Genomic DNA, 23,746 nt, shown 5'->3' with positions numbered 1-23,746 from the left:
TGCACGCACGGACCGTGCGCGCAAGGGCTCCATCCTACTGCCTGGCGAATTCGACGATGGCCTTGTAGAACTTGTCGGAGCCGTCCTTGGGGTTGTCTGGGGACAGCTCCATGCGGTTGACGCCGTGTTCGGCCGCGCCCTTGAAGCGCTGGTTGATCACCGAGAAGTAGTAGGGGCTGATGAAGGTGGCGCCTGCGTCATAGTGGGCCTTCAGCGCGGCCAGGTGCGTTCCGTCAAGTTTCCATTGCTGCGGATTGAACTCGGGCGCGCCGTAGCCGCTGCCGATCTGGTGCTGCTTCATGAAACCGCGCAGCCAGTCGCTGTTTGTGGCGCCGCCGTACATGTTCAGGCCCTGCTTCCAAGGTGCCTTGCCATCCAGGGTCTGGGTGGAGGCGAACAGCTGCGGATTCCACGAGGGGTTCACATCGGGAATGATTTGGTGGGAGTACAGCTTGGCTGCGGGCAGGCCCGCCTTGAGGGCGCGCTCATGGAAGGTCTTCAAAAAATTGAAGACTTGGGATTCTCGATAGTGGTTCCAGTCACGTGCCAGAGGGTTGTAGTAGACGTCCTGCAATGAGGGAGGCATGTCCAGCCATGAGCGAGCGCCCTTGCGCTCCAGCGCCGTAAAGGCTGGCATCCAACCAAGCCGCCGAGGCTCCAATCCGGGTGGTGGGCTGCTTTGATCCCGTGGCACCACCACGAAATCCACATCAGCCATTTTGTAGCGCCGCCCTTTGGATAGGACCACTACTTGGGCCACATGAGGACCGGGCTTCAGTTTGCTGAAGTCAATGTCGCGCCGAAAACCGGTGTTGGGGTTTGTGATTTCATCGACGGCACGGTAGACATCCAAGCGATTGAGGCTGCGGGCCATGGGTCCGACAAGCTTGCCATCCACATAAAGGTTGATTTTATCCACGATCTGTGCGGGATCCCAGAGCCATCCTGCAACAGGCAGGGTGCCGTCGGCATATGCGTCGTAGTGCTCGCCGAAGGAGCCGAGTTTCTCTTTCCGAATATCCTTGGAGGGGGCAGGGATGACATCGAAGGACGCGTAGTCCAAGCCGGTCTGCGCCTTGAATCGTTGAATGTCCCTGTAGTGTGTGCGGAGCCATTGTCGGAAGCCTTCTATCGATTCCGGGCTGTAGTCCGTCACACGGATGTCCCTATAGGCGCCCATTCCATTCTCGAAGTCTGGAAACATATGGTGAAGTTCACCGGCCAAAGTATAGGCCACGATGCGATTTTGCACGGGCAGAGGCAGTTCCTGGATTTTTTTTGCCACATGCTCAAGTGCCTTGAAGCGATAGTGGTTGACAGGAATTTCCGGATTTGTCGCAAGTGTATAGGGCAGGATGCTGTAGCCGAAGTAGTCCAACTGCAACGGCTTGCCATCACGCAACTGCATCAGATTCTCGGGAGTCTTGCGCAGGTCCTCTACGATGGGCCCTAATGAATCGAAATGGTCGGCCGCAAGATAAACAACGACGGGGCGTGGAATCTTTCGGATGACGTTCAGGAAACTGTCAACCTTGGAGTCGTCAATTTCCCAGCCCTTTCCCGTGCGGTGATATAGGTCGAGCAGTTGCAGGGTTGCCGTGTAGCCAATTTGAACAGAGCCTTTGGGGCCACCCGGTTCCAGTGTATCGAGGAGACGTGTGACAGCCGTGGCACCATCCATGCCGCGTTTGCGGCAGAACGCATAGGCCTCTTTGAGGGTCCGGATCTTCTTGTCTGCAACGGCCTCATCGCACAAATATATGCCCTCGACGGTGGGCGCGATAATCAAGGGCTGATCGGATGGCCTTGCAGCAGTTCCTGCCTGTGAAAAATTGGCCGTGGCAAACATCACCAGTCCCACCAAGTTCAGCGCGGAAAGATGGAATGATTTTGGTGAAATACGGGTTGGGGTCATTTGGGAAGACGCAGGAATTGCAGAGGCTTGGGTTATGCTAAAAAGCAGGGGCTCTTAAAAGATGCCCCTGGCCTCATTCATGATTTTCTGGATTATATTTTTCCAGCGTGTAGGGGAGTATCTGGGGAGAACTACTGTCGCGAGTTGGAGATTCGATAAAAGAGGAAGTTCCTGCTGTCAAGCGCCTTTGCGCGAGGAGAATCCGAACCAGGTGGAGACTTTTTTCTTGAATATCTGATAGAGCGGATATTCAACGAGGCGGTAGCAAAGCCAGGAAAATACCAGTGTGGCTAATATGCTTGCAAGAGCCCAGATGGTATTGGGAATTCGCACGGGTGATTTGAAATAGATGATGCTCATCGCAACGAGCACCATGATATGGCTGAGATATATGCTGTATGAGGCATCTCCCAGGGATTGCAGCAATTTCCACGGGGTGATGTTTTTTCGCTCAAACTCCATGGCGCAGGCCACAAGACAGCAGGAGAAACCGCCGAAAAGAACGGCTCTTTCTCCGGCGTGGAAAAATCCGGCCATCCCGCTGGCGTTCAAATTCCCATGAATTTGATAGAAGTATGCGGCAGCTAGAAAGGCAATGGCAGCAGTCGCCCAGATAGAGATATATTGCTGTGGCCGTCGACGGACGAATTCCGATAGCAGAAAGCCTGCGATGAACTCCACGACAAGCGGAGATGCGTAGAAGGGAATCAGCAGGCTCGCCTTGGCCTTCCCTTCATTTTGAGGGAGGTACATCCCGTTCTTGTACAGCCAGACATTGAAAATGATGATGCCAAGGCCACAGATCCCTAGGATCTTTGCCGCATAGCGTCTTTGCCAGAGGACAATCAAGGCAACGACGACATAGAAATACAACTCAAAACTCAGCGTCCAAGTAATGGGGAGAAGATAGAGCATTAAATCCTGAGGCCACAGGAAGAAAGATCCCAACAGGCTTGTCTGAGGCTTGATATTTTGGAAATGCCATGCAGCGATGAGGTAAACAAAGAAAAATGGCCACCAGCCAATGTAGATTCGGCCAAATCGCTGCGTTAAAAAACGTGCGAATGAATGCCATCCAGGTTTTAGATTCCTCGTGGTTTCAGCCATTATCAGTCCGCTGATTACGAAGAATAAATCAACCCCAGCAAAACCCAGTCGAGTGACCGCTTCTGGCAATATTGTCAGTGTGAATGGCGTCACGGGTGGACTCATGTGGTGGAGTACCACCCAGAATGCGGCAAAGAATCGCAAAGTCTGCACGTTTTTTAACATTGGGGTTCCTCAAGAGGATAATCTATCTTTTCTGAAGTCTTTGAGTATGCATGCGTCCATTAGCAGCCCGCTAAGCGGCTCCTGAGGGGTGCTGCTAATATCGTGGTGCAGAAAGGCGATGAGGAACTGGATTCCAATGATGACAGGCAAGGCAGCGAGCATAACTGTTCCGCTGCTTGCCGGGAGATTGTCCAATAAACTGCTGATCCAATGAATTCCTCCGAAAATTATTCCGAAGGATAAAAAAAGAACGCCAAAGATGCTATATATGGTTCCGGCGTTAAAATCTCTTAGAAAATAATTGTAGAAATAGCGTTTTCCTATGCGGATGGCATGCTTTTTCAGGAATTCCGGGAGGATCTTGTTTATCTTGAGATTGGACTCCTCATCTGCATAGACTGCGTCCATGGGTATATCTTTGACGACAGCACGGATGGTGTTCAGCCGAAAGAGCATGTCGGTCTCGAAGAAGTAGCGTTTTTCCAGCTTGCTGATGGGTAGTTCTCGTAAGACGCTCGTGTGGATGGCTGTATATCCGTTGGACGGGTCCATGATGTTCCAGTATCCGCAGCTGATTTTGGTAATGAAGGAAAGTGCAGCATTCCCAAAAATGCGGATTTTTGGCATGGTTTGCACTGATTCAAGCCTGAAAAATCGATTGCCTTTTGTGTAGTCTGCTCTTCCTTGGATGATGGGGGTGACAAAAAGCGGAAGTAGTTTAGGATTCATCTGTCCATCGCCATCTATTTTGACTACGATATCCATTCCATCCTTGATCGCTTGACCATAAGCCGTGCTTACTGCCCCTCCCACGCCTTGGTTTTTTGTGTGGAAAAGTACCCTCACCCGAGGATCCTTGCAATTCTGCAGAATCCAGTTTCCACTGCCATCAGGGCAACAATCGTCTACGGCATATATTGTTGTTACGCAATCGGGTATTTTTTCTATCACCTCTATGACATGCTGTGTGACTTTGTAGCAAGGGATGGCAACTGAAATTTTCATGTGATCTGTTTTGTTAATTGGGTGCTTGGGATGCAATGGTTATCCCTGTTGCAATGAAGATGCCTCCGATAATAGTTTTAGGGTGCATTGGCTCGTTCAGAAATAGCCAGGCCAGACTGGGCACAATTATAAAGGCCAGTCCCATAATCGGATATGCCAGATACAGAGGTGCACTTCTCAGAATCCACACCCAGGCCAGCGTGGTGACTCCGTAAAGCGCGAAAGCCACAAGCAGCCAGCCATTGAGGGCAATATCCATCAGAGAGGGGGAAAGCGGAATAGCGGCTGCTGCCTTCTTGAAAAGCAGCTGCCCCAGCGAAATGCCGAGGACGCAAATAACAGCTAGACTGGTGAGAAAAGGTGTCATGTGTTGGAAGGTGTGTTGTCTTGGTAGGCGTGCTGCCCGGTGTTGCCAAGGCAAACATGACGGGCCGGGATGGCTGAGGAGCTTTCCTTGCGGCTCGGCTGCACTTAGGGCGCTGGTTGCAAAATGCTGCGGAAATCTGGATCGGCTGCGAGTGAGGTCCCATTGATGCGGATGTCAGACTAGGGCGAGGATTGATGGAGCAGGCAGTCGCCAGCTCGCCCGGTACGGTAGGCGTTGCTGATTATGCAGGTACGGCAGGCCGCGCGCGTGCAGTGTGCATGGCCTGTGGCGGCCGCGGCGGCCGCGGCGGCCGCGAGGTACAGCTAGTGGAAATGCCGTACTGCGTTGGCCGGCCCATGCATTAGGTGCCATCGACTGCGGCCTTTTCCCACGAGCTACTTTGCCGCAGTCGAGTAAATTAGCCATCTTTCTGGCGATGCCTCGCCGCAGTCGAGGGATGTTGCCTGTGCTGACTTCACAGATTGCCGTAATACTGATGTTTCGTTTCCTTTTTGCCCTCATTTTTCTCTTTGTGTCGGTGGGGGGGCACGCCCAGGCTCCGGAGAAGACACGAGTATCGGGTGCGTTGGAGCATTGGTCGCTCGATGAGCCCAGCAGCAAGCTGTCGCTTACAGGGTGGGTGCTGGCAGGTCAGGACGGGACGGCTCCACCTGCGATGAAGCTTTCCATTTTGGGGACGGAATTCCAGGCGAAGGATGCGGCGTGGACTGCGAGGCCGGAGCTGTCGGCGGACAGCCCCTACACCGGTGGTCAGGTGGGCGTGGGCTTCGATTGGACGGTGACATTACCTGCGAAGCCTCCTGGCGGTGTGCATGTCATCCGGCTTGAGGTCGTCTACCCGGGGGGCCAGACATTCTTGCTGCAAAGCTCGTTGGGTGGCAGCCCCGAATTGATCGTCAAGAGGATAAAAAAAAGCCATTGGTGGGCGCTGGGGATCGTGCTGGTCGTCGTGCTGCTCATCCGTTTCGGCAGGCTTGAGCGCACAAGGCTGGCGCGCCGTCTGTCCCAGTGGACGCAGGAGCGAACGGGTTACCTGCTGATCGTCGGTGCCTTCGCCGTGCTGGTGACCGCTGGCATTACCGGCAGTTCGATGAATCTGCTTCTGGAGAGCCCGATAGGGCAAAGTCTGCTCAGCGCGAAGGGGAGCCAGGCGCGCCTGTTCGACCTGCGCGACATTCGTGGAGACGAGTGGGGCGTGCTTATGCCGAACGTGCTGGCTCAGGTCAATCATGAGCCGCAGTTTCCGGTCGTGAATACCAATATCGGTTTGAGTGGGCAGAACATGGGTGTGATCGGCATGACGGGTGTTCCGATCGCTAATTGGGCCGCTTTGGCCAAGCCTGCGACCTGGGGATATTTCCTGCTGCCGTTGCGCCAGGCCATGAGCTGGCAATGGCAGCTCCCGTTCTGGGGTGGCCTGCTTTCGGTCTGGCTGCTGCTCAACGTGCTGCGGCCTGACAGGCGCGGGCTCAATCTGGCTTTGTCGTTCGCTTTCTGCGTGGCCCCCTACGCTGCCGCCTGGTCCAACTGGCCCCTGTACGCCACGATGTTCCCGGCACTGGGTTTTGTGCTCGCATGCAAGCTGATGCAGACCACACGTCGCGGGCATGCGCTATTGCTAGGCCTCGGTCTTGGCTGGCTGATGGCGTGCTGGTTCCTAGTGTTGTATCCCACCTGGCTCATCATCGTTGGCAGTTTGCTGCTGTTCGTCGGTGTGGGCTGGTGCCTAGACAATCGTGATCGGCTGCATTGGGGCATGCCGCAGGTGCTAGGCGCCGTGGGGGCGGGGGTGGTTGCCGCGGCCCTGCTAGGCAGCTGGTGGATGGATACGCACGACGCCGTTGCATTGATGCGGGCAACCGAATATCCCGGCAAGCGAGGCGCGCTGCCCGGGGGGGATCTGGACTGGCTGTGGCATCTGCGTGGATACAACAACGCGGATATCGTGACACATGCTTCTGGAGCGCATACCGACCAGTCTTCCGCCAGTTCCTATTTCCTGTTGCCCTTGATGTTGCTTGTGCTTTGCGTTAGCCATCTGGTGCAGCGGCGAGAGCGGCGTTGGGCTGTCGCAGCATGCACGGCCTTCATTGCCTGCTACTGGATCTACGGCTTTGTCGGCGTGCCGATCTGGCTGGCCAAATACACACTTTGGGGAAATATGCCCACGTTCCGCATGGATGTGGGTATGGGGCTGGTGAGCGTCGTTTTGATTACATTGGCGGCCGAGAAGGGGGTGCTGGCCGATAAACCAGCGCCCGGTTGGTGGACGAGCTGGCTTGTGCCGGCACTGGCTGCTCTCGGCAGCGCAGTGGTGATTGCATGGATGCTCTATCGCACACCACTGTTTTTCATGCCGGAGGGCAGTTGGGTCTATACATCGGCCATGGTCATTGTCGGAACGATGATGTGCTGGTGGATGCTGAGGGGCAAAGTGGGCGCCGCCGTTGCCATGTTGATCGCCGTGCATCTGCTTGCAACACTGACTTTCAATCCTGTGCTGCGGGCGCCCAAGAGCGTGAGCCTAGCAGAAGGGAGTATCCCCTATGTCATCAACTCAGAGGGCAGACACTTGAGGACCATTTTGCTCAATGGCGACGGCATAGGGCCGCACATGCTCGCTGCAGCAGGATTTCCAATTTCCAATGGTGTGTTGTACTACCCGCACAAGGAGCTGTGGTCCAGAATGGGGTTGCCCGAAAAAGAATGGCCCGTGGTTAATCGCTATCAGCATCTTGGTTTCTACACGGACGCCAGTGTTGAAAATGTCTCAGGTTACCGTGCGTCTGCAGCATCGGTCGACTATGTACGCGTCGATATCCATCCACAACGGTTTGACTTCTCCAAGACAGGTGCTCAGCGCGTGGTTGTGGAAGCTGCACAGGCGAACGATCTGCGTTCCAATGCCTCGTTGACATGGATGGGCGAGTACAGGCGCCTGCACTGGTTTGCCATCAAAAAAGAGGGGCGATAGAAATCTTTACGGATTTGCCGAGCAAGGCTCTTGGGTCCGATGCATCAGGAGATCCTGCTGCACCAAGCCCTCCCCTTGCCTTCAAAGATCGTGAATTTCTGGGCGCAGGTCGGGGCTTTTGCTCGAACCGAATTCGGACTTTGCCCGGCTACTGGCCTGTGCCCCTGAATCGGGGGCTGGCCTTCAGGGGAGCTTGATGGCCTGGTAGGCCGCCATGCAGTTCATGGGGATTGCTGTCTTAGCCACGCTGCAACGCCAACCCCGCATGCTCGCGCAGCGGATGGAAATGGATCTTCGGAAACCGCTCCTGCGCCAATCGCACGTCATAGGGTGACGTGCACAGATAGGCCAGCGTGTCGGCCGCATCGCGCGCCATGCGCAGCGGGTAGGCGTTCTCGAATTCGCGCAGTTCGCCCGGCGTGTCGGCCGTGATCCAGCGGGCGGCCGTGTACTGGCAGCCTTCCAGACGGATGTCGCAGTCGTATTCGGTGTTCAGGCGGTGCTGCACCACTTCGAACTGCAGCTGGCCCACGGCGCCCAGCAGCATGTTGCCGCCGGCTTCGGGCTTGAAGACCTGGATGGCGCCTTCCTCGCCCAGCTGCATCAGGCCCTGCTGCAGCTGTTTGGTGCGCAGCGGGTTCTTGAGCACCACGGTCATGAACATTTCAGGGGCGAAGAAGGGCAGGCCCGTGAATTGCAGGCTCGCGCCGTCGGTGATGGTGTCGCCCAACTGCACGCCACCATGCGTGGTGAAGCCGATGATGTCGCCCGCATAGGCTTCTTCGACGGCTTCGCGGCGCTGGCTCATGAAGGTCACGACCGAGGTGGGGCGCAGTTCCTTGGCGGTGCGCTGCACCTTCATCTTCATGCCGGGCGTGTACTTGCCCGAGGCTACGCGCACGAAGGCGATGCGGTCGCGGTGGTTGGCATCCATGTTGGCCTGGACCTTGAAGACCACGCCGGAGAAGCCTTCGTCCTCGGGGTGGATGATCTTTTCCACAGGCTGCTTGTTGACCAGCAGCGAGCTTTTGCGGGGGCCGGGCGGGGGCGACATGTCGACCACGGCATCCAGCACTTCCATGACACCGAAGTTGTTCACGCCCGAGCCGAAGAAGACCGGTGTGAGCTTGCCGGCCAGGAAGGCCTCATGGTCCCAGGGGGCCGAGGCGCCCTGGGCCAGTTCCATGCTGTCGAGCGCGTCGTCAAAGGCCTGCCCGAAGCGCGCACGCAGCTTGTCGGCCTCGGCCAGGGGAATGGCCTCGAAGTCCTGGGGGCGGCGTTCGCTGCCGGGCTGGAACACCGTCATGGTCTGGGTGAGCAGGTTGATGATGCCGCCGAACTGCTTGCCCTGGCCCACGGGCCAGGTGACGGGGCAGCAGGGCATGCCCAGCTCGCGCTCCACTTCGTCAAGAATGTCCAGCGGATCGCGCACTTCGCGGTCCATCTTGTTGACGAAGGTGATGATGGGCGTGTCACGCTGGCGGCAGACCTCGATCAGGCGGCGGGTCTGCGATTCGACGCCGTTGGCGGCGTCGATCACCATCAGCGCCGAGTCCACGGCCGTGAGCACGCGGTAGGTGTCTTCCGAGAAGTCCTTGTGGCCCGGGGTGTCGAGCAGATTGACCACATGGTCGCGGTAGCTCATCTGCATGACCGAGCTGGCCACCGAGATGCCGCGCTGCTTTTCGATTTCCATCCAGTCGGAGGTGGCATGGCGGCTGGCCTTGCGGCCCTTGACGGCGCCCGCGATCTGGATCGCGCCCGAGAACAGCAGCAGCTTCTCGGTCAGCGTGGTCTTGCCCGCGTCGGGGTGGGAAATGATGGCAAAAGTCCGGCGGCGCCGGGTTTCAGAGGCGTATGACACAGTATTGAAAGCGCAGAGGCAGGGCGGTGCCTGCCAGAAAAGGGAGACGTAATGTCTGTCGCGGGCGGCCATTGGGGCATGGAGCCAAGCGAGGCCGCAAATGGCCGCCATTCTACTTTCGCACCGGGAATATCGGCGAACAGGGATGTAAGTCGTGTCCCTGGTTTCTTGATGCCGTCTTGATACGGCACGTCGCAATCTCAATCCGCTTTTGACAGCCCCGGCCCTAGAGTTTTCCCCATCGCAACAACAGGTGCCGCCATGCGGCGCCGATGCGGGAGAAATCCCTATGACCCTGACCGAAATCACCGGATGGCTGGGCGCCCTGGGCGCCCTGGCTGTGTTTGTCTACCTCGGATACGCATTGCTGCGGCCCGAACAGTTCTGAGGTGGCGCAGATGCAAGACCTGATCTTTATCGCCCTGAGCCTGGGCTGCTTCGGGGGCCTGCTGGCCTTCGTGGCGGCGCTGGGCCGGATTTGACTGCCTGAAAGGAGACCTCCATGTGGTTGACCTGGATGGAATATGCACTGGTGCTGCTGCTGATGACGGCGCTGGCCGTGCCCATGGGGCAGTGGCTGGCACGCTGCTTCACGAGTGAGCACCATGCCTGGATCGAGCGGCTGAGCTTTCGCGCCCTGGGCGTGAACCCGGCCGAGCGCATGGGCTGGCAGCGCTACGGGCTGGCGCTGCTGCTGTCCAACGGCGCCATGCTGCTGCTGGGCTATGCGCTGCTGCGCCTGCAGGGCTGGATGCCGCTCAATGCGCTGAGCAATGCGGCGCAGACACCGGACCTGGCCTTCAACACGGCCGTGTCCTTTGTGACCAATACCAACTGGCAGGCGTATTCGGGCGAGAGCAGCCTGTCCAACGCCACGCAGATGGTGGCCATCACCTTCATGATGTTCGCTGGCGCGACCACGGGCGTGGTCGCCGCGGCGGGTGTCATCCGCGGCCTGGCGCGCTCCAGTGCCTCGGACCTGGGCAACTACTGGGTGGACTATGTGCGCATGCTCTGGCGCGTGATGCTGCCGCTGAGCTTTGTGGTGGCCCTGGTCTATGTGTGGCAGGGTGTGCCTCAGACGCTGGATGGCCAGGTCTGGGCGACGACGCTGGAAGGCGCTCGCCAGCAGATTCTTCTCGGCCCCGTGGCCAGCCTGGAGAGCATCAAGCACATCGGCACCAACGGTGGCGGCTTCTTCGGCATGAATGCGGCCCATCCGTTCGAGAACCCCACGCCGCTGACCAACGCATTCCACATCCTGGGCATGCTGCTGATCCCGTCGGCGCTGACCTATGCGCTCGGCTCCATGCTGCTGCGCCGTCGCCAGGGCTGGGTGCTGTTCGGCGCCTGCCTGGTGATGTTCGTGGGCTTTCTGGCGCTGGTGTTCACGGCCGAGCAGGCCGGCAATCCGCTGCTCACGGCCGCAGGTGCCGACCAGCAGATCAGCGCCACCCAGCCGGGCGGCAACATGGAGGGCAAGGAGCTGCGCTTCGGCATCGCCGATACGGCGCTGTTCGTGACCACGACCACGGCCGCGACCACGGGCTCGGTCAATGCCATGCATGACTCGCTGACGCCCCTGGGCGGGCTGGTGCCGCTGGCGCAGATGATGCTCAACTGTGTGTTCGGCGGCGACGGCGTGGGCCTGATCAACCTGCTGCAGTACGCCATCCTCACGGTTTTCCTGGCCGGCATGATGATCGGCCGCACGCCCGAGTTCCTGGGCAAGAAGATCGAGGCGCGCGAGATCAAGCTGGTGATGCTGGCCGTGATGGCGCACCCGATCTCCATCCTGGGCTTCACGGCGTTGGCTGCGGTCTGGCCCGACACCATGGCCAGTCTGACCAACCGGGGGCCGCACGGCTTCTCGGAGGTGCTCTATGCCTATGCCTCGGGCACGGCCAACAACGGCTCGGCCTTTGCGGGCCTGAATGCGAACACGCCGTTCTTCAACACCACCATCGGCCTGGCCATGCTGGCTGGCCGCTATCTGACACTGCTGCCCATGCTGGCCCTGGCCGGCAGCCTGGCGGCCAAGCCCACCGTGCCTGCGGGGCCGGGCACCTTCCCGACGGCCACGCCGCTGTTCATGGGCTTGCTGGTCTTCGTGGTGGTAGTGGTCGGTGGACTGACCTTCCTGCCTTCGCTGGCCCTGGGTCCTGTGGTCGAGCAACTGCAGATGCTGTCAGGACAGGTCTACCCCTGAACACCCCTGAGCCCGTTTTTTTCCTGGCCGCCTGCTGTGCCTGACACAGCAGCGCGGCGGAGGTTTCCGAAATGCAAGTTCAAACACACACTTCCGGCCCGTTGCCGGTGCTGCGCACCGATGCGCAGGTTCCATCCCAGACCGATGCCGGCGGGCTGCGCTCGCTGTTCGGCCCCAGCCTGCGGTCGGCGCTGTTCGTCGCCGTGGTCACGGGCCTGGCGTATCCGCTGGTCACCACGCTCGTGGCCCAGGCCGCGTTTCCCAAGGCCGCCAATGGCAGCCTGATCACGCGCCAGGGCTCGGTCGTGGGCTCGGCCCTGATCGGGCAGGAGTTCGCTTCGCCCCGTTATTTCCAGGGTCGGCCCAGCGCCACCACGGCGCCGGATCCCGACAAGGCCGATGCCACGGTGGCCGCGCCCTACAACGCCGCGCTGTCGGCCGCCACCAACCAGGGGTCGACCCACGCGGCGCTCAAGGAGTCCGTGGCGGCGCGCGTGGCGGCCTACCGCGAACTCAATGGTCTGGCTGCAGATGCCGCTGTGCCTGTGGATGCCGTGACGGCCTCGGCCTCCGGCCTGGATCCGCACATCTCTGTGGCCAATGCCGAGCTGCAGCTGCCGCGCGTGGCACGCGAGCGCCAGCTGCCTGTGGCCAAGGTCCAGGAACTGCTGCGCCAGCAGATGCAGCCGCGCGTTCTGGGCCTGCTGGGTGAGCCGCGCGTGAACGTGCTGCAGTTGAATCTGGCGCTGGACGATCTCTCGGCCGCGACGCTGCAGCCTGCGGCAGCCAATGCCGCCAAGGAGTAAGCCATGTCGCGCAAAACTGCTTTGTCCCTGTTCGATCCTTCGCTGGTGCGCCAGGCGCTGGGTGACTCCATCCGCAAGCTGGCACCGAGCGCGCAATGGCGCAACCCGGTGATGTTCGTGGTCTATCTGGGCGCCATCTTCACCAGCCTGCTCTGGGCCCAGGCCCTGGCGGGCGAGGGCGAGGCGCCTGCGGGCTTCATCCTGGCCATTGCGCTGTGGCTGTGGTTCACCGTGCTGTTCGCCAATTTTGCGGAGGCGCTGGCCGAGGGGCGCAGCCGCGCCCAGGCCGCGAGCCTGCGCAGCATGAAGCGCAGCACGGTCGCCAAGAAGCTGGAGCAGGCCAGCTACCAAAGCCGCTGGCATCCCGTGGGTGCGGAAGAACTGCGCTCGGGCATGTGGGTGCTGGTCGAGGCCGGCGACACCATACCGCTGGACGGCACGGTGATCGAGGGCGTGGCCTCGGTGGACGAGAGCGCCATCACCGGCGAATCGGCCCCCGTGATCCGCGAGGCCGGCGGCGACTTCTCTTCGGTCACCGGCGGCACGCGCGTGCTGTCGGACTGGCTGGTGGTGCAGATCACCGTGAACCCCGGCGAGTCCTTCCTGGACCGCATGATCTCCATGGTGGAGTCGGCCCGCCGCCACAAGACGCCCAACGAACTGGCGCTGACCATCTTGCTGGTCGGACTGACACTGCTGTTCCTGCTGGTCATCGTCACGCTGCGGCCCTATTCGGCCTTTGCGGTGGAGCTGACGGGCAGCGGGCAGGTCGTGGGACTGACGGTGCTGGTCGCCCTGCTGGTGTGCCTGATCCCGACCACCATCGGCGGCCTGCTGTCGGCCATTGGCGTGGCAGGCATGAGCCGCATGATGCAGGCCAACGTGATCGCCACTTCGGGCCGCGCCGTGGAGGCGGCCGGCGACGTGGACGTGCTGCTGCTGGACAAGACCGGCACCATCACGCTGGGCAACCGCCAGGCCAGCGAATTCCTGCCCGCTCCCGGCGTGACGGCCGCGCAGCTGGTCGATGCGGCGCAGCTGGCATCACTGGCCGACGAGACACCCGAGGGCCGCAGCGTGGTCGTGCTGGCCAAGGAAATGCATGGCCTGCGCGAGCGTGACCTGGCAACCCTGCATGCCGTCTTCGTGCCCTTCACGGCCCAGACGCGCATGAGCGGCGTGGACATGCCGCAGCCCGACGGCGGCACGCGCAGCCTGCGCAAGGGCGCGGCCGACGCCGTGCGCCGCCACGTCGAAGCCATGGGCGGCAAGTTCCCGCCCGCCATGCTCAAGGTGGTGGAGGATGTCTCGCGGCGCGGCAGCACGCCGCTGGTGGTGGCCGATGGCGCCCGCGTGCTGGGCGTGATCGAGCTCAAGGACGTGGTCAAGCACGGCATACGCGAACGCTTTGCCGAGCTGCGCCGCATGGGCATCAAGACCGTGATGATCACGGGCGACAATCCGCTCACGGCCGCCGCCATTGCGGCCGAGGCCGGCGTGGACGACTACCTTGCCGAAGCCACGCCCGAGGACAAGCTGCGCCTGATCCGCGAACACCAGGCCGCAGGCCGGCTGGTGGCCATGACCGGCGACGGCACCAATGACGCACCCGCCCTGGCCCAGGCCGACGTGGCCGTGGCCATGAACAGCGGCACCCAGGCGGCCAAGGAAGCCGGCAACATGGTGGACCTGGACAGCAACCCGACCAAGCTCATCGAGGTCGTGGAGACCGGCAAGCAGATGCTGATGACGCGCGGCGCGCTGACCACCTTCAGCGTGGCCAACGACGTGGCCAAGTACTTCGCCATCATCCCGGCCGCCTTCGTGGGCACGTATCCGCAGCTGTCGGCGCTCAATGTCATGGGACTGGCCAGCCCGGGCTCGGCCATCCTGAGCGCCGTGATCTTCAACGCGCTGATCATCATCGTCCTGATACCGCTGGCCTTGCGTGGCGTGCCCTACCACGCCATCGGCGCCTCGGCCCTGCTGCGGCGCAACCTGCTGGTCTACGGGCTGGGGGGCCTGGTCGTCCCCTTCATCGGCATCAAGCTGATCGACATGCTGCTGGTGGCTTTCGGCCTGGCCTGATCTTTGGCGGCAAGCCTGCCCGCCCGGGCAGGCACCGCCTTGCTTTCTCTGTACAAAAACCAAGATGAAATCCGCTTCTTCCATGACGGCCGCTTGTGCCGTCCCCCGTTTCTTCCCCCGTGCCTCGCTGGCTGCACTGCTGTCGCTGGCGGCTGCGTCCTGCCATGCCCAGGCCGAGACCTCCCCAGTCAACGCTGCCAGTGCCGATGCCCAGCAATCGCCCGCACCCGCCTACGCGCTCACCGGCAGCGTGGCGCTGCTCAGCGACTACCGTTTCCGTGGCATCTCGCAAAGCTGGATGGGGCCGGCGCTGCAGGGCGGGCTGGAGCTGTCGCTGCCGCGCGGCGCCTACCTGGGCGTGTCCGGCTCCAGCGTGTCGCGCCACAGCTATCTGGACGGCCGCGCGCTGGAACTGGACCTGTACGGCGGCTGGCGCACCGAGCTGCTGCCGGGCTGGACGGGCGACATCGGCCTGCTGCACTACAACTACCCCGGCGCGCGCGTGCCCCGCGGGGATGGCAGCGGCGGCGTGCGCTACGACACCACCGAGGCCTATCTGGGCGTCACCCACGGCGGCTTCAGCGCCAAATGGTCGCTGGCGCTGACGCCTTACTTCGGCCTGCGCGACAGCACGGCGGCCACGGCCTTTGCCGAGGCACTTCCCGGCAGCGGCAGCTCACGCGGCAGCAGCTATCTGGACCTGAACTACCAGCATCCGCTGGGCGACTGGGCGGTGCTGGGCCTGCATGCCGGCCACACGCAGGTGCGCAACTACAGCGAGCTGTCGTACGCCGACTGGCGCGTCTCGCTGGCCCGCAGCTGGGGGCCATGGACGGCCACGCTGGCCTGGGCCGGCACCTCGGCCGACACGCGCTACTACCGCGCGGCCAATGCGGCAGGCCAGATGCAAAGCCTGGGCCGCAGCGGCTGGGTGCTGTCGCTGTCGGCGGCGTTCTAGTGTGGGGGCACGCTCTGGTGCTAGGCTGAGAACCATGCCCATTTCGTCCTCTGCCGAGCCGGCGCCGCCCGGTCTGCCGCGCCCCGATCCCGACGCCCTGGTCGCGCGCCTGCGCCATGAGCGGGCGCAGGAGGGGCGGGGCAAGCTGCGCATCTACTTCGGATCGAATGCAGGCGTGGGCAAGACCTACGCCATGCTGGCCGCCGCCCAGCGCGAACGCCAGGGGGGCCGCGAGGTTCTGGTGGGACTCGTGGAAACCCATGGCCGCAAGGAAACGGCGCAGCAGCTGCATGGCCTGGAGCAACTGCCGCTGCGCGAGCTGCCGCACCAGGGACGGACGCTGCGCGAGTTCGACCTGGATGCGGCGCTCGCGCGGCGTCCGCGCGTGCTGCTGCTCGATGAACTGGCGCACAGCAATGCGCCAGGCTCACGCCATCCCAAGCGCTGGCAGGACGTGCAGGAGTTGCTGGACGCAGGCATCGATGTCTGGACCACGATCAACGTGCAGCACCTGGAAAGCCTGAACGACGTGGTGGGCGGCATCGTCGGCATCACGGTGCGCGAGACCGTGCCCGACCAGATCTTCGACGATGCCGACGAGGTCATCGTCGTCGACATCTCGCCCGACGAGCTGCTGCGCCGCTTGAAGGACGGCAAGGTCTACATGATGGAGCAGGCCGAGCGGGCCTCGCGCAACTTCTTCAGGCGCGGCAACCTGCTGGCGCTGCGCGAGCTGGCACTGCGCCGCACGGCCGACCGCGTGGACGAGGACATGCGCGACTACCGGCGCGAGCGCTCCATAGGCACGGTCTGGCCTGCGCGTGAGCGCCTGCTGGTGGCCGTGGCAGGTCATGCGGGCGACGACGCCCTGGTGCGCCAGGTGGCGCGCATGGCACGCCGGCTGGATGCTGGCTGGATGGTGGTGTACGTGGACGCGCCCCAGCGCCAGCACCGCCCACGCAGCGTGCAGGCCGCCGTGCTCAAGACCCTGGCCCTGGCCGCACGCCTGGGGGCCGAGACGGCCACGCTGCCGGGCGCCGATGTGGCCGAGGCCCTGGTTGCCTTCGCGCGCGAGCGCAACGCCAGCCGCCTGGTGCTGGCCCAGCCGCCGCGCCCGGCATGGTCGCCCTGGCGCTGGTGGGGCCGCAGCCTGCCCGACCGCATCGTCCAGCTGCATCCCGACATCGACGTGCTGGTGCTCTCCGGGGGCTCCAGCGCGGCCCGGACCGAGGCCGCGCCTGCCGCACCGCTGCGGCGCAGGCCGCTGCCCTGGAAGGGCTATGCCGGCGTGACCCTGGCCTGCTTGACCGCCACGGTGCTGGCCGAGCAGCTGCTGCGCATCTTCGACCCGGCCAACGTGGTGATGCTGTTCCTGCTCATCGTCGTGCTGTCTTCGTTGCGCTGGGGGCGTGGCCCGGGCGCCTGGGCGGCGCTGCTGTCGGTACTGTGCTTCGACTTTTTCTTCGTGCCCCCGCGCGGATCCTTCCATGTCAACGACACGCAGTACCTGTTCACCTTCGTGCTGATGCTGGGCGTGGCCCTGGTCTGCGGCCAGCTCATGGCGCGGCTGCGCCACGAGGCGCGCGTGGCGGCCGAGCGCGAGCGGCGCGCGGGCGCCCTGGCGCGGCTGGCGCGCGACCTTTCGGGCGCGCTCACGCAGGAGCAGGTGGTGGAGATTGCGCTGAGCACGGTCTCGGGCGTGTTCGACGCCCAGGCCGGGCTGCTGTTGCCCGATGCCGACGAGCGCCTGCGCCCCGCCGGCGGCGGCTCCTGCCCCATGGACGACAGCATTGCGCGCTGGGCCATGGACCACGGCCAGCAGGCCGGCCAGGGCACGGACACGCTGCCGGCCGCGCCGGCCCGCTACGTGCCGCTGGCGGCGCCCGTGCGCATGCGGGGCGTACTGGTGCTGCAGCTGCGTGCGCCCCAGCGCCTGGAGGTGCCCGAGGAGCAGCGCCTGCTGGAGGCGTGTGCCAGCCAGGTGGCGCTGGCGCTGGAGCGTCAGCACTTCGTGGCCGTGGCCCAGCAGACCCAGATCGCCATGGAGGGCGAGCGCATGCGCAACACCTTGCTGTCCGCCGTCTCGCACGACCTGCGCACGCCGCTGACCACCATCCTGGGCGCGGCCGAGGCCGCGCAGCGCCATGTGCCGCCGGGCGGCGCAGCCGACATGCTGGAGCAGGTCCGCATCCAGGCCCAGGCCATGCAGCGACTGGTGGAGAACCTGCTGGACATGGCGCGCCTGCAGCAAGGCGGCGTGCACCTGCAGCGCGAATGGCTGCCGCTGGATGAAGTGGTCGGCAGCGCGCTGCGCCAGATGCGCGCGCGCCTGCACGAGCATCCCGTGAGCACCGACGTGCCCGCCAGCCTGCCGCTGCTGCAGCTCGATGCCGTGCTCATGGAGCGCGTGCTGGTCAACCTGCTGGACAACGCCGCCAAGTACACGCCGGCCGGCACGCCGCTGACCATCCACGCACGCGAACAGGACGGCGAGGTGCTTGTGGCCGTGCAGGATGGCGGGCCCGGCCTGCCGCCACACCTGCCCGTGGAGACGCTGTTCGAGCCCTTCACGCGCGGCACGGCCGAGTCCACCGTCTCGGGCATAGGTCTGGGGCTGGCGCTGGTGCGCAGCATTGTCGAGGCCCATGGCGGGCGCATCGAGGCCGCTGCCGCGCGCCCAGGCCCCGGCACCGTGTTCACGCTGCGCTTTCCGGTGCCGGAGCAGCCATTGCTCGATTAGAGTCTTGCGCCATGAGCACGCCCACCAACCGCATCCTGATGATCGAGGACGACCCCGGCATCCGCCGCTTCGTGCGTCTGGTGCTGGAGGACGAGGGCTGGCAGGTCTTCGAGGCCGACAGCGCGCGCCGGGGCCTGATCGAGGCGGCGAGCCGCCAGCCCGATCTGGTCATCCTCGACCTGGGCCTGCCGGATGCCGACGGCAAGCAGGTTCTCACCGAGCTGCGCGGATGGTCCTCCGTGCCCGTGCTCGTGCTTTCCGCGCGCGAGCGCGAGGACGAGAAGGTGGCCGCCCTGGACGCCGGCGCAGACGATTACCTGGTCAAGCCTTTCGGTGTGCCAGAGCTGCTGGCCCGGCTGCGCGTGATGCTGCGCCGCCGCCAGCAACTGGGGGCCGCAGGCGGCGCAGTTGCATCCAGCCAGGTGCACTTCGGCCAGGTGCAGGTGGACCTAGCCACGCACGAGGTGCGGCGTGCGGGCCAGCCGGTGCACCTCACGCCCATCGAATTCCGCCTGCTGGCGGCGCTGATCGCCGCCCAGGGCCGTGTGATGACCCACCGCCAGCTGCTGCTGCAGGTCTGGGGACCCGAATACCTGGGCCGTGCCCATTACCTGCGCGTGCACATGGCCAATCTGCGCCAGAAGATCGAGGACGAGCCGGCCCAGCCGCGCCACCTGGTGACCGAGCTGCAGGTGGGCTACCGGCTTGTGGGGCTGGGCGGTGAGGCATCCCCGGGATCGGTATAATCAGCGCCTCTCCGAGGAGCGTTGCAGCAGGCCCATTCACCAGATGCGGTCTGCGAGGCTCGGAGTCATACCTGCAACGACGCTCGCCCACGCTTTCTGTGCGGTGAGCTTTTTTTCGTCTCCCGCAGAACGTGGTTTTTCATTCATCTTTTGGAGAAAACCATGAACGCTGCTGTTCGTCCCGTTTCCGCCGACACGGCCATCGCTGACATTTCCCTCGCCGCCTGGGGCCGCAAGGAAATCCTGATCGCCGAAACCGAAATGCCCGGCCTGATGGCCACGCGCGAGGAATTCGCCGCGGCACAGCCCCTCAAGGGCGCGCGCATCGCCGGCTCGCTGCACATGACCATCCAGACGGCCGTGCTGATCGAGACGCTCAAGGCCCTGGGCGCCGACGTGCGCTGGGCCTCGTGCAACATTTTCTCGACGCAGGACCATGCCGCCGCCGCCATCGCCGCCACGGGCACGCCCGTGTTCGCCATCAAGGGTGAATCGCTGGCCGACTACTGGGACTACACCCACCGCATCTTTGAATTCGGCGCCGCCGGTACCGAAGGCGAAGGCCCCAACATGATCCTGGACGACGGCGGCGATGCCACCATGCTGCTGCACCTGGGCATGCGCGCCGAAAAGGACCTGTCCGTGCTGGACAACCCCGCCTCCGAGGAAGAGAAGATCGCCTTCGCCGCCATCCGCGCCAAGCTGGCCCAGGACCCCACCTGGTACACGCGCAAGAGCGCCCACATCATCGGCGTGACCGAAGAGACCACCACCGGCGTGCACCGCCTCAACGAGATGTCGGCCAAGGGCACGCTGAAGTTCCGCGCCATCAACGTCAACGACTCCGTCACCAAGAGCAAGTTCGACAACCTCTACGGCTGCCGCGAATCGCTGGTGGACGGCATCAAGCGCGCCACCGACGTGATGATCGCCGGCAAGGTCGCCGTGGTGGCCGGCTACGGCGACGTGGGCAAGGGCTGCGCCCAGGCGCTGCGCGCGCTGTCGGCCCAGGTCTGGGTCACCGAGATCGATCCCATCAACGCCCTGCAGGCCGCCATGGAAGGCTACAAGGTCGTGACCATGGAGTGGGCGGCAGACAAGGCCGACATCTTCGTGACCACCACCGGCAACCGCGACATCATCCGCCACGAGCACATGGTGGCCATGAAGAACGAAGCCATCGTCTGCAACATCGGCCACTTCGACAACGAGATCGACGTCGCCTCCATCGAGCAGTACCAGTGGGAAGAGATCAAGCCCCAGGTGGACCACATCACCTTCCCTGACGGCAAGAAGATCATCCTGCTGGCCAAGGGCCGCCTGGTGAACCTGGGCTGCGCCACCGGCCACCCCAGCTTCGTGATGAGCGCCTCGTTCGCCAACCAGACCATCGCCCAGATCGAGCTGTTCACCAAGCCCGATGCCTACGAGGTCGGCAAGGTCTACGTGCTGCCCAAGATCCTGGACGAGAAGGTTGCCCGCCTGCACCTGAAGAAGGTCGGCGCCATGCTGACCGAGCTGACGGACGGCCAGGCTGCCTATATCGGCGTGAGCAAGCAGGGGCCCTACAAGCCCGAAACTTATCGCTACTAAGCACCCCCTGAGGCGCTGACGCGCCTTCCCCCTCTCTATCCGCTTCGCGGGGGAGGGGGACGACGCCCTCGCTGCGGGGCGGCCCTTGCTTGGCGTCCCTGAGTTGGGTCGCGCCGGTTTCGGGCATTAGTCAACTGAGATTTCCTGGAGCGACGCTATGCGCGCAGATGTATTTTTGGTGGAAGCCGGCCATGCGGCCACGCGCTCGCAGGCGCAGCGGCTGATTGCGGGTGGCGTGCAGTGGCGCATGACGCCGCTGACGCCTTGGAAGAAGGTTGCCAAGAACGGCGACGAGATTCCCGCGGGTGCCGAGCTGCAGTTGCTGGACGGGGCCGAGGCCCGGTTCATCTCGCGCGGCGGGCTGAAGCTGGAAGGCGCGCTGGCGGCCACCAAGCTGTCGGTGGACGGCCTGCGCTGCCTGGACGTGGGCCAGAGCACGGGCGGTTTCACCGACTGCCTGCTGCAGGCAGGCGCCGCCCAGGTCATCGGCGTGGACGTGGGCCATGGCCAGCTGCATGACCGGCTGCGCTCGGATGCGCGCGTGATCTGCGTCGAAGGCGTCAATGCCCGCGCGGTGACGGCCGAGGGCTTGCAGGAGGCCTGCGAGGAAGTGCTGTCCGAACGCTGGGAAGAAGATCCCGACGACAACGACACCCAGCCCGTGGCGCCCTATGCCTGGATGCGCAACGGCGGCGTGGTCGACGAGGACTACGACGACAGCGACGACGCCAAGGAAAACGAGATCGAGGCCTTCAAGGCCGAGCGCGCGGCCAAGGGCAAGGCGCGCGATGAGGGCACGGTGGCCACGCAGCGCCGCCGCCGCGCCGAGTTTGCCGACGTGGACATCACGCCGCAGTTCGACTTCGTCACGGGCGATCTGTCCTTCATCTCTCTGACCCTGGTGCTGCCGGCCGTCACGCGCCTGCTCAAGCCGCATGGCCAGCTGCTGATGCTGGTCAAGCCGCAGTTCGAGCTGCAGCCGGGCCAAGTCGGCAAGGGTGGCATCGTGCGCGATGCGGCCCTGTTCACCGAGGTGGAGCAGCGCATCCGCACCTGCCTGGGCGAGCTGGGCCTGGAGGTCAAGGGCTGGATGGAGTCGGCCATCGAAGGCGGCGACGGCAACCGCGAATTCTTCGTGCATGCCCAGCAGGCGGCCGTGGTGAAGGAGCCAGAGCAGCCTGAAGCGCAGGACGACGACCAGCCCCGTTCGGCCGTGAAGGCAGCTCCTAAGCCGGCCGCGCCTAAGCGCGTGTCCCGCACCGTGCTGCGCGAGCAGCGCAACGAGCGTGTGATCGACACCAGTACCGAGTTCGGCGTGCCCGGTCCGGGCCGCGCCAAGCTGCGCAAACGCAACGAATGAAACACTGAGCAGCGAGTCTTACATGAGCTTTCCGATCAGCTTCGAGTTCTTCCCGACCAAGACGCCCGAGGGCGCGACCAAGCATGTGCAGGTGCGCAAGAACCTCTATGCGCGCAAGCCCCAGTTCTGCTCCGTCACCTATGGCGCGGGCGGCTCCACGCAGACGGGCACCTTCGCCATGGTGCGTGACATCCAGAACGAAGGCGTCAGCGCGGCATCGCATTTCTCCTGCGTGGGCGCCACGCACGACAAGGTGCGCGCCGAACTGCAGGAGCTGAAGGCCATGGGCGTGCGCCGCATCGTCGCGCTGCGCGGCGACCTGCCCAGCGGCTATGGCCTGGGTGGCGAATTCCAGTACGCCAGCGATCTCGTGGAATTCATCCGCCGCGAGTTCGGCGACTGGTTCCACATCGAGGTGGCGGCCTACCCGGAGGTCCATCCGCAGGCGAAATCCCCACAGTCCGATCTGGATGCGTTTGCGGCTAAAGTGCGCGCTGGCGCGGATTCCGCGATCACCCAATATTTCTACAATGCCGACGCCTACTGCCGTTTCGTTGATGCGGCGCGCGGCATGGGGCTTGATGCACCGGTTGTTCCCGGCATCATGCCCATCACCAGCTCTACGCAGCTGATGCGCTTCTCGGACGCCTGCGGCGCCGAGATCCCGCGCTGGATCCGCCTGCGTCTGCAGGCTTACGGAGATGACACGGCGTCCATTCGCGCCTTCGGCCTCGATGTCGTGTCCCGTCTATGCGAGCAGTTGCGCAGCCAGGGCGCTCCCGGGCTGCACTTCTATACGATGAACCAGAGCGTCGCCACGCTGGAAATCTGCGATCGATTGGGCCTTTGAGCGCGCAGCCACTGCGCTGGCCCCGGGCGACCCTCTAGAACTTGGGAACGGTCAGGCGTTCCCTGGAGGTTTTTGCCCATGGATCGTGGTTTTCGACGCCTGCACTGGCGCTGGCTGGCCATGTGCGCCATCACCGCCACCCTGGCCGGCTGCGCGCCGGCTCCCGTGGCACAAAGCGATGCCGAGTCCGGCGCCCTGACCGCAGGTGCGGCGGCAATGGATGAAGGCCAGACGCCAGCGGCCGTGCCCTCGGCCGGCAAGCGCGGTGGCCGCACATCGCGGACCGCGCAGCCGGCCAGCAAATCCCCGGATGCCAAGCCCTCCGAGTCGGCCTCGCCCGAAGACAGTGCCGAGGCGCCCTCCAATCCCGACTTCGCCCTCGTGCCCTCGCGCGACAGCGACCAGCAAGGCCTGGCCTCCTGGTATGGCCCGGGCCTGCATGGCCGGCTGACCGCCAGCGGCGAGCGTTTCGACAAGGAAGAATTGACGGCCGCGCACCGCAGCTTTGCCTTCGGCAGCCGCGTCTGCGTGCGCAGCGCCGCCACGGGCAAGACAGTGGTGGTGCGCATCAACGACCGCGGGCCGTTTGCGCCTGGTCGCGTGATCGATCTGAGCCAGGCCGCAGCGCAGGAGCTGGGCATGGTCGGCCTGGGCATCAAGCCCGTGGAGCTGTGGCAGCTCGACGATGGTGAGCAGGAATGCCCCGAAACCCTGGTCACGGCCAGGAAGGCCAAGTCCATCGAGAAGACGCAGCAGGCCAAGGCACAGGCACAGACAACACAGGCACGGACCCGGGTTCAGGCCAAGGCGCCAGTGCGTCCGCGTGTCCAGGCCAAGGCGCCTGCCCCCAGGCCCAATGCACGCACGGCCGTGGCCAGCCGTGCCGTCCCTGCCGACAAGCCGGTGGCGAAGGCTGCGGCGCCCGCCGCTGCCTCGTCCACCGCAGTGGCCTCTGCGGCCTCGAACGCGCGCTGAACG

At 63.6% G+C, this 23,746-nt stretch carries 17 protein-coding genes and 1 riboswitch; of the genes, 12 read left to right on the top strand and 5 right to left on the bottom strand.

What is annotated here, in order from left to right:
* Window positions 1-34: 34 nt before the first annotated feature.
* From ACF8O7_RS16725 to ACF8O7_RS16710, 4 genes are all read right to left on the bottom strand, one after another.
* Window positions 35-1,849 (bottom strand): hypothetical protein, encoded by a 1,815-nt coding sequence (locus tag ACF8O7_RS16725; RefSeq protein ID WP_016452761.1) that lies wholly within the window; start codon window positions 1,847-1,849, stop codon window positions 35-37.
* Between the two features lie 243 nt (window positions 1,850-2,092).
* The gene (locus ACF8O7_RS16720) at window positions 2,093-3,187 is read right to left on the bottom strand and encodes an acyltransferase (protein WP_016448474.1); all 1,095 of its coding nucleotides are present in this window, start codon (window positions 3,185-3,187) and stop codon (window positions 2,093-2,095) included.
* Between the two features lie 9 nt (window positions 3,188-3,196).
* Complete coding sequence (locus ACF8O7_RS16715) at window positions 3,197-4,192, bottom strand: glycosyltransferase family 2 protein (RefSeq protein WP_080649909.1); 996 nt, start codon at window positions 4,190-4,192, stop codon at window positions 3,197-3,199.
* A gap of 13 nt (window positions 4,193-4,205) precedes the next feature.
* Window positions 4,206-4,559, bottom strand: coding sequence for an undecaprenyl phosphate-alpha-L-ara4N flippase subunit ArnE (locus ACF8O7_RS16710; protein ID WP_016448472.1), 354 nt, complete (start codon window positions 4,557-4,559; stop codon window positions 4,206-4,208).
* Window positions 4,560-5,016: 457 nt separating this feature from the next.
* Between ACF8O7_RS16710 and ACF8O7_RS16705 the strand changes: the two genes are divergently transcribed.
* Window positions 5,017-7,554 (top strand): hypothetical protein, encoded by a 2,538-nt coding sequence (locus ACF8O7_RS16705; protein WP_046984087.1) that lies wholly within the window; start codon window positions 5,017-5,019, stop codon window positions 7,552-7,554.
* 238 nt (window positions 7,555-7,792) lie between these two features.
* On the opposite strand, the gene ACF8O7_RS16700 is transcribed toward ACF8O7_RS16705, so the two are convergent.
* Complete coding sequence (locus ACF8O7_RS16700) at window positions 7,793-9,418, bottom strand: peptide chain release factor 3 (protein WP_034348982.1); 1,626 nt, start codon at window positions 9,416-9,418, stop codon at window positions 7,793-7,795.
* 289 nt (window positions 9,419-9,707) lie between these two features.
* Between ACF8O7_RS16700 and ACF8O7_RS16695 the strand changes: the two genes are divergently transcribed.
* From ACF8O7_RS16695 to ACF8O7_RS16645, 11 genes are all read left to right on the top strand, one after another.
* Window positions 9,708-9,806 carry a potassium-transporting ATPase subunit F gene (locus ACF8O7_RS16695; RefSeq protein WP_013800438.1) on the top strand — a complete coding sequence of 33 codons (99 nt, stop codon included), beginning with the start codon at window positions 9,708-9,710 and terminating at the stop codon, window positions 9,804-9,806.
* Window positions 9,807-9,920: 114 nt separating this feature from the next.
* Window positions 9,921-11,627 (top strand): potassium-transporting ATPase subunit KdpA, encoded by a 1,707-nt coding sequence (gene kdpA / locus ACF8O7_RS16690; protein ID WP_016448469.1) that lies wholly within the window; start codon window positions 9,921-9,923, stop codon window positions 11,625-11,627.
* A gap of 71 nt (window positions 11,628-11,698) precedes the next feature.
* The gene (kdpC, locus tag ACF8O7_RS16685; protein WP_016448468.1) at window positions 11,699-12,433 is read left to right on the top strand and encodes a potassium-transporting ATPase subunit KdpC; all 735 of its coding nucleotides are present in this window, start codon (window positions 11,699-11,701) and stop codon (window positions 12,431-12,433) included.
* A 3-nt stretch (window positions 12,434-12,436) separates the two neighbouring features.
* Window positions 12,437-14,521, top strand: coding sequence for a potassium-transporting ATPase subunit KdpB (gene kdpB / locus ACF8O7_RS16680; protein ID WP_016452759.1), 2,085 nt, complete (start codon window positions 12,437-12,439; stop codon window positions 14,519-14,521).
* Between the two features lie 82 nt (window positions 14,522-14,603).
* Window positions 14,604-15,479: a TorF family putative porin gene (locus ACF8O7_RS16675; protein WP_016448466.1), complete on the top strand. Its 876-nt coding sequence runs from the start codon at window positions 14,604-14,606 to the stop codon at window positions 15,477-15,479.
* A gap of 34 nt (window positions 15,480-15,513) precedes the next feature.
* On the top strand, window positions 15,514-18,219 hold the full coding sequence (locus ACF8O7_RS16670; RefSeq protein ID WP_016448465.1) for a sensor histidine kinase KdpD: 2,706 nt from the start codon (window positions 15,514-15,516) through the stop codon (window positions 18,217-18,219).
* Between the two features lie 11 nt (window positions 18,220-18,230).
* The gene (locus tag ACF8O7_RS16665; RefSeq protein WP_016448464.1) at window positions 18,231-18,965 is read left to right on the top strand and encodes a response regulator; all 735 of its coding nucleotides are present in this window, start codon (window positions 18,231-18,233) and stop codon (window positions 18,963-18,965) included.
* A 7-nt stretch (window positions 18,966-18,972) separates the two neighbouring features.
* A riboswitch (S-adenosyl-L-homocysteine riboswitch) is annotated at window positions 18,973-19,057 on the top strand.
* 70 nt (window positions 19,058-19,127) lie between these two features.
* Window positions 19,128-20,558 (top strand): adenosylhomocysteinase, encoded by a 1,431-nt coding sequence (gene ahcY / locus ACF8O7_RS16660; RefSeq protein WP_016448463.1) that lies wholly within the window; start codon window positions 19,128-19,130, stop codon window positions 20,556-20,558.
* Between the two features lie 157 nt (window positions 20,559-20,715).
* Window positions 20,716-21,918, top strand: a complete 1,203-nt coding sequence (locus ACF8O7_RS16655; protein WP_017406719.1) for a TlyA family RNA methyltransferase — start codon at window positions 20,716-20,718, stop codon at window positions 21,916-21,918.
* 22 nt (window positions 21,919-21,940) lie between these two features.
* On the top strand, window positions 21,941-22,768 hold the full coding sequence (gene metF / locus ACF8O7_RS16650; RefSeq protein WP_016448461.1) for a methylenetetrahydrofolate reductase [NAD(P)H]: 828 nt from the start codon (window positions 21,941-21,943) through the stop codon (window positions 22,766-22,768).
* 78 nt (window positions 22,769-22,846) lie between these two features.
* Window positions 22,847-23,743, top strand: a complete 897-nt coding sequence (locus tag ACF8O7_RS16645; protein WP_017406718.1) for a septal ring lytic transglycosylase RlpA family protein — start codon at window positions 22,847-22,849, stop codon at window positions 23,741-23,743.
* The last annotated feature ends 3 nt before the right edge of the window (window positions 23,744-23,746 follow it).

It is taken from the genome of Delftia sp. WSY_16, from assembly GCF_043104415.1.
Taxonomy (GTDB): Bacteria; Pseudomonadota; Gammaproteobacteria; order Burkholderiales; family Burkholderiaceae_C; genus Comamonas; species Comamonas tsuruhatensis.
Note: the sequence above shows the minus strand (reverse complement) of the source record. Positions and strands in the feature narration are given on the sequence as shown.